Raw genomic sequence first — 12345 nt, forward strand, 5'->3', positions numbered from 1 at the left:
TTTGGTGCGGGACTTGGCGATCTGTCCGCTCAACGCGGCACAAATCCTCCAGAAATACGCTCCAAAATGTGAATAAGTCTTTGTTTTTCCTACTTCTTATCACATTCTGCAGAAGCGGATCGTCGCGTCCCGTCACATTCGACACGCCTTTTGTCACAGGCGCGGCCGATTTTCAACCATCTTTGCATTCCGGCCAATGATGCCGATGTGGGCTCTGACATTGACAGAATGATGGCTACATGGGATTGGCCGGGCAATGCGGATGTGGCGGAATTGGTAGACGCCCTGGATTTAGGTTCCAGTGCCGAAAGGCGTGGGGGTTCGAGTCCCTTCATCCGCACCACCCTTCGCTATTCGAGCTTCGGGTGGCAGGCCACTCGAAGCTCCTCCAAAGCCTTGGCGAAGAAGGATCATTGCCAAGGCCGTAGCGCGATCTAGTAAAGCGGCTCCTCGAACAGTGTGTTGTCGCCGTCCACCAGCGCCTTGATCTGCGCCGTGCCGTTGGCCGCGATCGCCACGCGGATGCCGAACGGCCGCACCCGCATGTCGTTCTGGATCGCCATCCCCTCGCCTTCCGGCAGATAGAAGCGCTCGATGCCGTAATCCGGCGCGATCGTCGTTGCTCCCTGGCTGATATTCCAGCCCTCGGAGACGTGTCCGACGATATCGGCTTCGCCGGATGCTGCCGGCGCCGGCGCTTGCCCGAACCAAGCCGCGGTCGGCCCCCAATAGCCATCGGCGCCCTGCTTCAGCCTGACCACGATCGACGTTTCCTCGCTGGAAAACTTGCCGGCCGGAATGTTGCCGATCAGCTTCACCGGTATGCGCGAAATATCGTAGCCGAGCAGAATGTAGTCACCGCGCAAGAGATCGCGCGGATCGATCGGCTCGACCCTGAGCAGGACCTGCTTGCCATCGCGCAGGATCGCCGCGCGTCCGGCGATGATCCAGCTCAGAAAGCCGATCTGGACGAGCGCCAGGACCAGCGCCGAGATGATCAGTCTTTTGCCGGTCATCATGCCGCCGCTCCTGTCATGTTCGAGGCGTTCATGCGCTTTTCTATGCGGATGATAATGAACGCAAGAACGGCGAGAAGCACCGCCGCCGCAAGGAAGAAGCCTGCCGTGTCGAGCATTGATTGCAGCATCACCACATAGATGATGGCGAGTTCGAAGGCGAAGCCCGCATAGGCAACCCAGCGCAGTCCCCGGCTCTCGCGGCCGCCCAGCACGATCGCCGCGACGATGCCGGCCAGCGCAACAGCCGAGGCAAGGGCGAAGCCGCTATCGTAGCTGCTTTCATCCGCCAGTTCGAATTGGATCATCGCCAGGCCGGTGAGAAAGCCGATCAGTGCGTGCAAGGGCAACCTGCCGCCGAGTTGCAAAACCCTCTCGACCGGCCCGGCAGCAAAGATCGCAGCGGTAAAAAGCAGCACCGATGCGGCAACGAGCGGGATGGCGACTTGCAGCGTGTCGTATTCCATGGCCAACAGCACGAGGTAGAAAAGCACCGACAGGATGATCAGGTGGCGCGCCGCCTGGCTGCGCGTCCAGAACGAAACGGCGAACAGAATTAGCGCCATGACCACGAAGAGATGCGGAAATTCCGTGCGCCGGAAGTAGTCGAACCCTCTCAGGAACAGCCAGGCATCGGCGATGCCGACGGCAGCGACGGTCAGCGGGTTTGAGCGCAGCGCCACCGCCGCCAGCGCTGTGCCGGCGCCCCAGGTGATCAAGGCCGAGGCCTCGTCGCCCGACAAATGATACATCTGGCCGATCAGCGCGATCGATCCGCCGAACGCTGCCGCCGCGACGATCCACAGTGCTTCGCCGATCGCCGCATGGTCGCGCATCTTCAGCACCGCGCCGCCGACATAGCCGGCAAGGATAACGGCAAAAAGTGCCGCGACCCGCACCAGCCGCGGGATGACTTCCCAGTTGGCGGCGATAAAGATCAGGATAGCTGCGCCGAACAGCAGCGCCGCCATCATCGCCAGGATCGAGCCGAAACTCAGCGATTTGCGTTCGTTTGCCTCGACGTCGCGCGTTAGAGCCTCGGCTGTCGGCGCGTCGATCAGGCCAGCCTGCTGCCATCGCGCGATATCCGACCTGGCCCGTGACGAATAGCTCGCCATGCCCCTCCCCCTTTGCTTGGTTCTTTTAGCTCGTCCGGCCAAGCGTTTGACCTAACGGCGTTTTCCGATCTGGGCGGAAAACCGGACGCGCGTTAATGCTGCATTGCACAATTTGCATTGCTGCCATGCACCAATAGCGCTTTTAAATCGATATGACCCCACCTATTTTCACGGTGCACACAAAGACGGAATGATCCGAAAGAAAGACGAAACGAGACTACCATGAACCTGATCCGCAACTATCGCAACTGGCGCCGCTATAGGGACACCGTGTCCGAGCTGAACCGCCTGAGCACCCGTGAACTGACCGACCTCGGCATCAGCCGCAGCGACATTCACTACGTCGCCCGCAAGGCGGTCTAATCCTTCGGGCCGCAAATGGTCCGAACCAGTTTTGAAAAGAGAACGACAATGAACCTGATCCGCAACTATCGTAACTGGCGCGTCTACCGCGAGACGGTTACCGAGCTGGGTCGCCTGTCGAATCGCCAGCTCAACGATCTCGGCATCGTCCGCGACGAGATCAAGATGGTCGCTCGCAGGGCGATCTAACCACAAGAATTTCGCCAGGGTCGACCTCCTCCCCGACCCTGACGGATACGGTCAGCCTTCACCTCCTCCCGAGGGTTGACCACAAAAACGGCGCCCGCCGGACCTCCTCCCCCGGCGGGCGCTGTTTCAAAAAGGGTTTCGCACCCTTTCAAATGGCGAAAGGAATTTCGTCAAAGCCGACCTCCTCCCCGGCGATGACGAATACGGTCGATCTTCACCTCCTCCCGAGGATCGACCAACAAAACGACACCCGCCGGACCTCCTCCCCCGGCGGGTGTTGTTGTTTTGGGCAATATTCCGCAGCAGCCCACTTGCGGTGCGATCCCTGGCAATTGCAATCCTTGCGCCAAGCGACTATTTCGGCGCTCATGGACAAGAACCCCATTCACGTTATCGGCGGCGGTCTCGCCGGCTCCGAAGCCGCCTGGCAGGCGGCCGAAGCCGGCGTTCCCGTTGTCCTGCATGAAATGCGTCCCGTCCGCGGTACCGACGCGCATAAGACCGACGGGCTGGCCGAGCTCGTCTGTTCCAACTCCTTCCGCTCCGACGATGCGCAAACCAATGCCGTCGGCCTGCTGCACGCCGAAATGCGGCTGGCCGGTTCACTGATCATGAGCGCCGGCGATGCGCATCAGGTGCCGGCCGGCGGTGCGCTGGCCGTCGACCGCGACGGATTTTCCGAAGCGGTGACCAGAAAGCTCGAAGCGCACCCGCTCATCACCATTCGTCGCGAGGAGGTGCCCGGCCTGCCGTCGGCGGACTGGGACCAGGCGATCGTTGCCACCGGCCCGCTGACCGCGCCTTCGCTCGCCCAATCGATTGCGGAAGCAACCGGCGCCGACGCGCTCGCCTTTTTCGATGCCATCGCCCCGATCGTCCATTTCGACACGATCGACATGGATATCTGCTGGTTCCAGTCGCGCTACGACAAGGTCGGTCCCGGCGGCACCGGCAAGGATTACATCAACTGCCCGATGGATAAGGAGCAGTACCTTGCCTTCGTGCAGGCGCTGGTCGACGGCCAGAAAACCGAATTCAAGCAATGGGAAGGCACGCCCTATTTCGACGGCTGCCTGCCGATCGAGGTGATGGCCGAGCGCGGCGTCGAGACATTGCGCTACGGGCCGATGAAGCCGATGGGGCTGACCAATGCGCACAATCCGTCCGTAAAGGCCTATGCCGTCGTCCAGCTTCGCCAGGATAATGCGCTGGGCACGCTCTACAACATGGTCGGCTTCCAGACCAAGCTGAAGCACGCCGAGCAGGTGCGCATATTCCGCACCATTCCCGGGCTGGAAAACGCCGAATTTGCCCGCCTAGGCGGCCTGCACCGCAACACCTATATCAATTCGCCGACGCTGCTCGATGCGTCGCTGCAGTTGAAATCGCGACCCGGCTTGCGTTTTGCCGGCCAGATCACTGGCTGCGAAGGCTATGTCGAGAGTGCCGCCATCGGCCTGCTTGCCGGGCGCTTTGCCGCCGCCGAAAGGCTTGGCCACGCGCCGTCGCTGCCGCCCTTGACCAGCGCTTTCGGCGCGCTGCTCAACCACATCACTGGTGGCCATATTGTCTCCGACGACGAGCCGGGGAAGCGCTCCTTCCAGCCGATGAATGTCAATTTCGGCCTGTTCCCGCCCGTGGACGCGCCAAAGATCGAGGGCAAGCGGCTGCGTGGCAAGGACAAGACGGTCGCCAAGCGGCACGCGGTGACATCGCGCGCGCTCGCCGACTGCCGCGAATGGCTGGGGCTGCCTTTTCGGGCGGAAGCGGCGGAGTAGCTCCCTGCTTGCGGATTGCGCGGCGCAGAAGCAGGATAACATCCTACTTGTATCGCGAGGCCAAATTCCATGGAATCCGCTGAGAAACTGTCAATCACCGTAACGCCCGCCATGGCGCGTATGATCCGCGAAAAGGTTGAAGACGGCTCCTTCGGTTCGGCCAGCGAAGTCATCCGCGCAGCGCTTCGCGCCTTCCAACGCGAGGAGGAAGAACATGCCGAGCGCATGGCCTCGATCAGGGCGCGTGTAAAGGCGTCGATCGAGGATACGAGGCCTGGCTATACCGGACAAGAGGTGCGCGATCATCTCCGAGGACTGTTTGCTCAGTATTCAGGCCGCGCTGATGATTCAGCGGCTTGAGGTCGACTACCGTGAAACCGCCAGAAACGATTTGGCTGACATTTTCAAGCACATCATCGAGGCCGGCGGAAATCCGGACATAGGCGCTGAAATTCGTGCTTCGAATCGAAGATCGCTGCCGAAGCATCGGCAATGCACCGCGTGGCGGCCGGCCGCGCGATGACATTGCACCAGGGTTGCGAACTGTGCCGTTCGAGCACTCGGCTATTATCGCCTATGTTGTCAGCGACGATCTTGTTCGCATCGTCAACATCTTCTACGGCGGTCGCGATTATGAGACGCTGATGCGCGATGGCGGATCGAGTAATCCATCGTGATGAAAAACTACTCGGCCGGGGCGATGCTCGCCGCCTGCAGTCCAGGCGCGGCGGCCTCCCCGGACTTCCTCATTGGTCATCAGCCTTCATGCGGCCGGCCAGCCTCGCGTCGCTCGTCGGAACAAAAGCCAATGCCGGCGCAGGACAGAGAGCCGCGCCACCTCCTTGACAGGCGAGCGGCGGGCGCGCTCCATTTTGTCGAGATAGGCGCCCGAAAGAGCCAGCGGCAGAAACGCCGGGCGCAGCGAAACCGGCAGAGCGGACGCCCCCTGCTCGAAAGCGGAAAGATGCTCGCGTGCCAGCGCGATCATCGCGGCAACGGCGCGTTCCGCGCCCGGCCCGCCGTCGCCTGTAACGAACTCTTGCGGCGACGATCCCGCCGCCGCCAAAATATCGGCCGGGACAAAGCACTGTCCCCGCTTGCGATGCAGCGGCAGCAGAAGCAGGAGACCGGTCATCGCCTGCGCACAACCTGCCCTGCCGGCAAGTTCGGCAAAGCGTGGTGCTTGGACCGGATCGAGCACGATCGCCGCAAGCTGGATGAGCGCGGCGGCAGTCTCGCCGCAATAGCCTTCGAGGTCGGTGCGCGACGGCATCGGGTCGTCATAGAGATCGAAGATGCGCGCTTCGAGCATATTGTCGAAAGCAGCCTTGGGCAGGCGGTGAGTGGAAATAGTCGCCCTTAGCGCGTCCGCCACGGGATGGCCGACCTCAGCCCCATCCTCTTCGCCGGCGATGACATCGCGCCACCATTGCAGCCGCACCTCGCCCGGCAGCGCTTCGCGGATGCGATCGCGTATGCCGGCAATTTCGGCGTTGAAGGCATAGAGCGAAAACAGCACGTCCCGCTTGTCTTCGGGCGCGTAGAGCGCGGTCAGATAGCGGTCATGATCGGCGGCGCGCACCGTCTCCATGGCGACTTTGGTGTTTTCGGCCACGTCAGTCGACGGCGATGAGTGCTGCGGCCACGGCGCGGTTTTCCGCCAGCAGCACATTGTAGGTCCGCACAGCCGCCCCGGTCGACATCGGATCGGCGGAAATGCCCGCTTCTTTCAGTGCCGTGCGCAGCGCGGCGGGCAACGGCCTCAGATCCTTGCCGCTGCCGACCAGCAGGATCTCGACCTTGTCGGCCTCGTTGAACAGCTTGGCGAAATCCGCCGCCGTCAGCGCCAGCGGATCGGCCGGCTCCCAGCCATAGATGCCAGAAGGCAGGCACAGCAGCGAGCCGCGATGCGACATGTCGGCAAAGCGGAAACCGCCATTGCCGTAAGCCTCGATCGGTGCGCGGCCGGGGAAATGCGCCTCGCGGATGACGATGCCCTTGGCCACTTTTGAGGCAAGCCGTCAGGTGGCTATGGCTTTGCCGCCGCCCACCGGCTTTTCCTCATCGGACGCTGTGGCCTGCGGCCGCAGCTTGAACAGGATAAGCAGTGGCGCGGCGATAAAGATCGACGAATAGGTGCCGAACACGACGCCGAACAGCATGGCCATGGTGAACGAGCGGATCACCTCGCCGCCGAACAGCACCAGGGCCAGCAGCGCCAGGATCGTCGTCACCGAGGTCAGCGTCGTCCTCGACAGCGTCTCGTTGATGGCGTTGTTCAGCAATTGCGGCAGCGGCATTCGCTTGTATTTTCGCAGATCCTCGCGAACGCGGTCATAGACGACGATCGTATCGTTGAGCGAATAACCGATGATGGTAAGGATCGCCGCCAGCGACGATTGGTTGAATTCGAGGCCGGTGAGGACGAAGAAGCCGATCGTCATGACCACGTCGTGAACGGTCGCAACGATGGCGCCGACCGCGAACTGCCATTCGAAGCGGAACCAGACATAGATCAGGATGCCGAGCAGCGCGACCAGCATGGCAATGGTGCCTTGCTTGGCAAGCTCGCCCGAGACCGTCGGCCCGACCACTTCGACGCGGCGGAAATCATACTGGTCCTGCAGCTCGCCGCGCACCTTGTCGATGACGGTCTGCTCGGCATTCTCGCCGCCCTCCTGGGTACCGACGCGGATCAGAACGTCGTTCGGCTCGCCGAATTGTTGAACCTGCACCTCGCCGATATTGAGTTCCGTTAGCCTGCCGCGGATGTCGGCCAGATCGGCATTGCCGGCCTTGGACTGCACCTCGATCAGCGAGCCGCCCTTGAAATCGATGCCGTAATTGATGTCGATGGTCATGAAGCCGATGACCGACAGCACCGAAAGCACGCTCGAGAGCGTGAACGTCCAGCGGCGGATGCCCATGAACGGAATTTTCGTTCCCGGCGGAATGAAGGTCACCGGCGCGCGTGGCAACTCCTTCGGACGGGCGCGGCGAAGCCAGATCGACACCAGCAGGCGGGTGAAGGTGAAGGCGGTGAAGACCGTGGTCAGGATGCCGATGGCATAGGTGACGGCAAAACCCTTCACCGGCCCGGTGCCGAGGTAGAACAGCACCACGGTGGCAATCAGCGAAGTGACGTTGGAATCGACGATGGTCGCCAGCGCCTTGCTGAAGCCGGTATCGATCGCCTGGATCACCGAGCGGCCGGCACGTCGCTCCTCGCGAATACGCTCATAGATCAGCACGTTCGAATCGACCGCCATGCCGATGGTCAGCACGATACCGGCGATACCCGGCAAGGTCAGCGTCGCTCCAAGCAACGACAGCAGGCCGACGATCATCGCCACATGCACCGCCAGCGCGATGTTGGCGAGGAAGCCGAGGAAACCGTAGGCGACGAACATGAACGCCACCACTAGGATCGAGCCGATGATGCCGGCGACCTTGCCGGCATGGATGGAGTCCTGGCCGAGGCCAGGCCCCACGGTGCGCTCCTCGATCACGGTGAGCGTCGCCGGCAAGGCGCCGGCGCGCAGCAGCACGGCGAGATCGTTGGCGCTCTCGGCGGTGAAATTCCCCGATATCTGGCCGGAACCGCCAGGAATCGGTTCGTTGATCCGCGGCGCCGAAATCACCTGATTGTCGAGGATGATGGCAAACAGCTTGCCGACATTCTGCGCTGTCGCCTGGCCGAACCGCTGCGCCCCCTTGGAATCGAAGCGGAACGAAACCACCGGCTCATTGGTCTGCGAGTTGAACGTCGCCTGGGCATCGACGAGGTTTTCACCCGAAACAATGACGCGGTTCTCGATCAGATACGGAACCGGCGGGTCGTCCTGCGAATACAGCACCGAGGACCCCGGCGGCGGACGGCCGTTCAGCGCATCCTGCACCGGCATCGATTGGTCGACCATCTGGAAGGTCAGCTTGGCGGTCTGGCCGAGAATTTCCTTCAGCCGTTGCGGGTCCTGCAAACCAGGCACCTGCACAAGGATGCGGTCGTCCCCTTGCCGCTGCACGATCGGCTCGGTCGTTCCCAGTTCGTTGACACGACGGCTGACGACCTCGATCGACTGGGTCAGCGCCGTCGACGTACGGTATTTGATGCCGGCATCGGTGACGCTGAATTTAAGCAGGCCGGCCTCGGAATCATCCAGGGTCATCTCCTGGACGGAGCCGCCGCTGAACAGGCCGGCCGCGACCGGATTGGTCAACGGCTTCAATGCGTTCTTGGCGGCGTCGATCTGTGCGGGATCGGTGATGCGGACCTGCACCGTGCGCCCCGACCCGGCAAGGCCGGTATAGCCGATCTTGGCATCGCGCAGCAGCGTCCTGATTTCGTCGCGCGTCGTCTCCAGCCGATCCTTGATCAGATCGTTCGGATCCATCCTGAGCAGGATGTGCGAGCCGCCCTGCAGGTCGAGGCCGAGCGTCATCTGCCGCTTCGGCACCCAGTCGGGAAGCTTGGCCAGCGTGCTGGCGGAAAAAAGGTTGGGCGCAGCGAGGACCACTGTGGCGGCCACGGCCAGCCAGATCAGGATCATCTTGAAGCGCGAAAAATAAAGCATATGGCGTCGTCCGTCAGGGCGTACTGGCGGATCGTTCCGCCGACAATTCGGTTATTTCTTGGCGTTCTGGTTCGCCACCGGCTCGCCCTTGACGCGCACATCGGCAATCGTCGAGCGCAGCGCCGTCACCTTGGTGCCGCCGCCAAGGTCGATCTCGAGCTCGTTGTCGTCAATCACCTTGGTCACCTTACCGACCAAGCCGCCGCCGGTGACGACGGTATCGCCGCGGCGAACCGCCGCCAGCATCTCGCCGCGCTTCTTCAGCTGCGTGCGCTGCGGCCGGATGATCAGAAAATACATGATCACGAAAATCAGAGCAAACGGCACGATCTGGATAAACATTGCGGACGAGTCCCCGCCGATGCCTTGGGCGTATGCCGGTGTCACAAACATCGAGGTACTCCTGAATTTTAAAAACAGCCGCCAAACCGTTCCGGGAATTTGACGGCCCCGCCAAATTTGGCCGGAATATAGTCGGTAACGTTGCCAATGCAACTGCGCCGCCGGGCAAATCGGCTGCTTTTCCGGCCTGGTGAGCCGTGTTAGAGGGTGATCCCCAAAAGCGACGCTCGGTTTCCGCAAAAGATCATGCTCGAACAAATGCTTGGGACGAGTTTCGAAACCGCTGAAATCAGGTAGGTTGGCCTGCCGCACCGTCCTGAACGCGATGCAAACGCGAAACGAAAAGACCAGAGATGACCGACAGCACCATCGATATCCTGAGCCAGAAGCTCGACCGCCTGATCGAGGCGGTCGCCCGCCTCGCCCCGCCGCCGGTGCCGCAAACCGACCTCGGCGTGGCCGATTGCTTCGTCTGGCAGGCCGATCCCGGCTATCTGGAGCCGGTGCTCAAGGTCAACCGCGTCGACATCGGCCTGATCCGCGGCGTCGACCGCGTCCGCGACATATTGGTCGACAACACCGAGCGCTTCGCCTCAGGCTATGCTGCCAACAACGTGCTGTTGTGGGGCGCGCGCGGCATGGGCAAATCGTCGCTGGTCAAGGCAGTGCACGCCTCGGTCAACGCTTCGGCGAAGCTCGACCTGCCGCTCAAGCTGATCGAGATCCATCGCGAAGACATCGACACGCTGCCGAAGCTGATGGGCTTGTTGAAGGCAGCACCCTTCCGCTTCATCCTGTTTTGCGACGACCTGTCATTCGACCATGACGACACGTCCTACAAATCGCTGAAGGCAGCACTTGAAGGCGGCGTCGAGGGCCGCCCGGCCAATGTCATCTTCTATGCCACCTCGAACCGGCGACATCTGTTGCCGCGCGACATGATCGACAATGAGCGCTCGACCGCGATCAACCCGTCGGAAGCGGTCGAGGAAAAGGTTTCGCTGTCGGACCGCTTCGGTCTGTGGCTTGGCTTCCACAAATGCTCGCAGGACGAATATCTCGACATGATCGATGGTTATGTCCGCCATCACGATCTCGCCATCGATCCCGAGACGCTGCGCGCCGAGGCGCTGGAATGGGCGACGACGCGCGGCAGCCGTTCGGGCCGCGTCGCTTGGCAATTCACCCAGGATCTGGCAGGCCGGCTCGGCAAGTCGCTCAAGGACTAGACCATGATCCCGAACCGAAGGTCAGCGTAGCAAAAAAGGAGCCCGGTTTCGGACTAGATCATGGTCCAGAAAAGCAACAGAAGAAGCCCGCACCTTGCGGAGCGGACTTCTTCGGCGGGCTGAAGGTCAGGCGGCCCGCAAGTCGCTTTTTCTCTATTCGAGATAGCCTGACGGATCGACCGGCGCCGAGTTCTTGCGAACTTCGAAATGCAGTTTCGGCGAGTCGGTGGTGCCGCTCATGCCGGACAGGGCGATTTCCTGCCCGCGCTTGACCTTTTGGCCGCGCTGCACCTCGATCGAGCTGGCATGGCCGTAGACGGTGACCAGACCGTTTTCGTGACGCACCAGCACCGTGTTGCCGAATTCCTTGAGGCCGTCGCCGGCATAGATGACGACGCCATTTTCGGCTGCCTTGACCGGCGTCCCCTCAGGCACGGCGATGTCGACGCCGTCCTTGCCGCCGCCGAAGCTTGAAATCACGCGGCCGCGCACCGGCCAGCGCATCTTGCCGATGCCGGTTGCATCAGGCGCCACCGCATCGTCGTCCTCGGCCTGCTGGATGACTTTCGCATCCTTCTTTGGCGGCGTGTAGGAGGCGAGCGTCTGCGTCGGCGTTGTCTTGGCCGGTGGCTGAGTGGTGGCCGTCGTCACCGGATCGACCTTTGCCGGCTTCGCGCCGGCGACAACAGCGGTTCCGCCGGCCGGCACTTTCAGGGTCTGGCCGATCTTGAGCAGCCCGTCCTGCATGCCGTTCGCCTGTTTCAGCGCAACGACGCCGACGCCGGTCTTTCTGGCGATGGCGGACAGCGTATCGCCTTGCTGTACCGTGTAAGTGCCGCCGGCACCGGCCGGCTTGGCCATCGCCGAGGCTGTTTTGAGCGCAGTCTTTCCATCCTTCGGCTGGCTTGCGGCGGCCGAGGCATCCACCTGCGCGGCAGACTTGCCTTCCCTGAGCTTCGGCTGCTGCGGCAGCACGGCCACCTTCTCCGGCGCGTCGGCCGGCTGGTCGTGCCTGGTGCCGTTCGCGGGCTTGGCGTCGGCGACTTTCGGCGCGGCTCCGTTGCTCGAGTAAGCATAGGCCGGGATGACGAGCTTCTGGCCGGTCTTCAGCCCTTTGGTTGCGCTCAGCCCGTTGACTTTCATGATGGCATCCGCCGGCACGCCGTAGCGCCGCGACAGGCCGGAAATGGTCTCGCCATCCTTGACGATGATCTCGGTTGCATGCGGTGCGCCGGCGGCCGTCGCCATGCGCGGCGCGTCGGGCTCGGCGTTCTTGAACGGCCTTGCCGCCGGAGCAACGGTGCCGGTTGCCGTCCTGTCGACATGAGGAGCGGCAGGCGCCAGGGCCGGCGCGGCAGCGGTACGCACCGGGCGGGCGGGAGGGGCCAGGGCGGGAGCCGGCGGCGGCAGTTGCTGTGCCGTAACCGGTTCGAGGCTTGAGCGGCTGACCGACTGGGTGTGGCTGCCGTCGATCGGGGCGGCCGCAACATCGCCCGGATAAGGCTGGGCAGCATCCTGCTTGTCGATGATGGCGCGCTGGTTGTTGGTCGAGGCGGTGAACACGTCGTCGACGCTGTTGAACCGCGCCACTTGGGAACTACACCCCGTCGCAGCGCCTGCGATCATGAGGACGGCGCAGCCACGCGCCAGATTGCGTCCGTTTGCCTTCAAAACACTGAATTGCATCGCACTAACCCGCACAGACCCGGTACAACTGAGCGTGATTAAAGCGCGTT

At 62.5% G+C, this 12345-nt stretch carries 13 protein-coding genes and 1 tRNA gene; 7 read left to right on the forward strand and 7 right to left on the reverse strand.

Going from position 1 to position 12345, the window contains the following annotated elements; genetic code table 11:
- Positions 1 to 258: 258 nt before the first annotated feature.
- A tRNA-Leu gene (locus NKJ55_RS20050) sits at positions 259 to 343 on the forward strand.
- A 91-nt stretch (positions 344 to 434) separates the two neighbouring features.
- Here the strand turns inward: NKJ55_RS20050 and NKJ55_RS20055 are convergent.
- Both NKJ55_RS20055 and NKJ55_RS20060 read right to left on the reverse strand, forming a co-directional pair.
- A complete protein-coding gene (locus NKJ55_RS20055; protein ID WP_352451374.1) occupies positions 435 to 1019 on the reverse strand; it encodes a GDYXXLXY domain-containing protein in 585 nt (194 codons plus the stop codon).
- Positions 1016 to 2134, reverse strand: coding sequence for a DUF2157 domain-containing protein (locus NKJ55_RS20060; RefSeq protein ID WP_352451375.1), 1119 nt, complete (start codon positions 2132 to 2134; stop codon positions 1016 to 1018). Before NKJ55_RS20060 ends, NKJ55_RS20055 begins: the two co-directional genes overlap by 4 nt.
- Positions 2135 to 2356: 222 nt before the next feature.
- On the opposite strand from NKJ55_RS20060, the gene NKJ55_RS20065 reads away from it, so the two are divergent.
- The 5 genes from NKJ55_RS20065 to NKJ55_RS20085 all read left to right on the forward strand — a co-directional run bounded on the left by NKJ55_RS20065 (position 2357) and on the right by NKJ55_RS20085 (position 5141).
- Positions 2357 to 2497 carry a DUF1127 domain-containing protein gene (locus NKJ55_RS20065; protein WP_023678913.1) on the forward strand — a complete coding sequence of 47 codons (141 nt, stop codon included), beginning with the start codon at positions 2357 to 2359 and terminating at the stop codon, positions 2495 to 2497.
- Between the two features lie 48 nt (positions 2498 to 2545).
- Positions 2546 to 2686: a DUF1127 domain-containing protein gene (locus tag NKJ55_RS20070; protein ID WP_023678914.1), complete on the forward strand. Its 141-nt coding sequence runs from the start codon at positions 2546 to 2548 to the stop codon at positions 2684 to 2686.
- 368 nt (positions 2687 to 3054) lie between these two features.
- A complete protein-coding gene (trmFO, locus tag NKJ55_RS20075) occupies positions 3055 to 4464 on the forward strand; it encodes a methylenetetrahydrofolate--tRNA-(uracil(54)-C(5))-methyltransferase (FADH(2)-oxidizing) TrmFO (protein ID WP_352451376.1) in 1410 nt (469 codons plus the stop codon).
- A 69-nt stretch (positions 4465 to 4533) separates the two neighbouring features.
- Positions 4534 to 4824: a type II toxin-antitoxin system ParD family antitoxin gene (locus NKJ55_RS20080; RefSeq protein ID WP_352451377.1), complete on the forward strand. Its 291-nt coding sequence runs from the start codon at positions 4534 to 4536 to the stop codon at positions 4822 to 4824.
- Between the two features lie 95 nt (positions 4825 to 4919).
- Positions 4920 to 5141, forward strand: coding sequence for a type II toxin-antitoxin system RelE/ParE family toxin (locus tag NKJ55_RS20085; RefSeq protein ID WP_352451378.1), 222 nt, complete (start codon positions 4920 to 4922; stop codon positions 5139 to 5141).
- Positions 5142 to 5227: 86 nt separating this feature from the next.
- On the opposite strand, the gene NKJ55_RS20090 is transcribed toward NKJ55_RS20085, so the two are convergent.
- The 4 genes from NKJ55_RS20090 to yajC are packed head-to-tail and all read right to left on the reverse strand — an operon-like array spanning position 5228 to position 9431.
- On the reverse strand, positions 5228 to 6055 hold the full coding sequence (locus NKJ55_RS20090) for a phytoene/squalene synthase family protein (RefSeq protein ID WP_502904498.1): 828 nt from the start codon (positions 6053 to 6055) through the stop codon (positions 5228 to 5230).
- A gap of 25 nt (positions 6056 to 6080) precedes the next feature.
- The gene (locus NKJ55_RS20095; RefSeq protein ID WP_023678919.1) at positions 6081 to 6470 is read right to left on the reverse strand and encodes an Mth938-like domain-containing protein; all 390 of its coding nucleotides are present in this window, start codon (positions 6468 to 6470) and stop codon (positions 6081 to 6083) included.
- A gap of 15 nt (positions 6471 to 6485) precedes the next feature.
- Positions 6486 to 9038: a protein translocase subunit SecDF gene (gene secDF / locus NKJ55_RS20100; RefSeq protein WP_352451380.1), complete on the reverse strand. Its 2553-nt coding sequence runs from the start codon at positions 9036 to 9038 to the stop codon at positions 6486 to 6488.
- 51 nt (positions 9039 to 9089) lie between these two features.
- The gene (gene yajC, locus NKJ55_RS20105; protein WP_352451381.1) at positions 9090 to 9431 is read right to left on the reverse strand and encodes a preprotein translocase subunit YajC; all 342 of its coding nucleotides are present in this window, start codon (positions 9429 to 9431) and stop codon (positions 9090 to 9092) included.
- A gap of 302 nt (positions 9432 to 9733) precedes the next feature.
- Between yajC and NKJ55_RS20110 the strand changes: the two genes are divergently transcribed.
- Complete coding sequence (locus tag NKJ55_RS20110; RefSeq protein WP_352451382.1) at positions 9734 to 10609, forward strand: ATP-binding protein; 876 nt, start codon at positions 9734 to 9736, stop codon at positions 10607 to 10609.
- A gap of 153 nt (positions 10610 to 10762) precedes the next feature.
- Here NKJ55_RS20110 and NKJ55_RS20115 read toward each other — a convergent pair whose 3' ends face one another.
- Complete coding sequence (locus NKJ55_RS20115) at positions 10763 to 12295, reverse strand: peptidoglycan DD-metalloendopeptidase family protein (protein ID WP_352451383.1); 1533 nt, start codon at positions 12293 to 12295, stop codon at positions 10763 to 10765.
- Between the last annotated feature and the right edge of the window lie 50 nt (positions 12296 to 12345).

Source organism: Mesorhizobium sp. M0106, assembly GCF_040322715.1.
Taxonomy (GTDB): Bacteria; Pseudomonadota; Alphaproteobacteria; order Rhizobiales; family Rhizobiaceae; genus Mesorhizobium.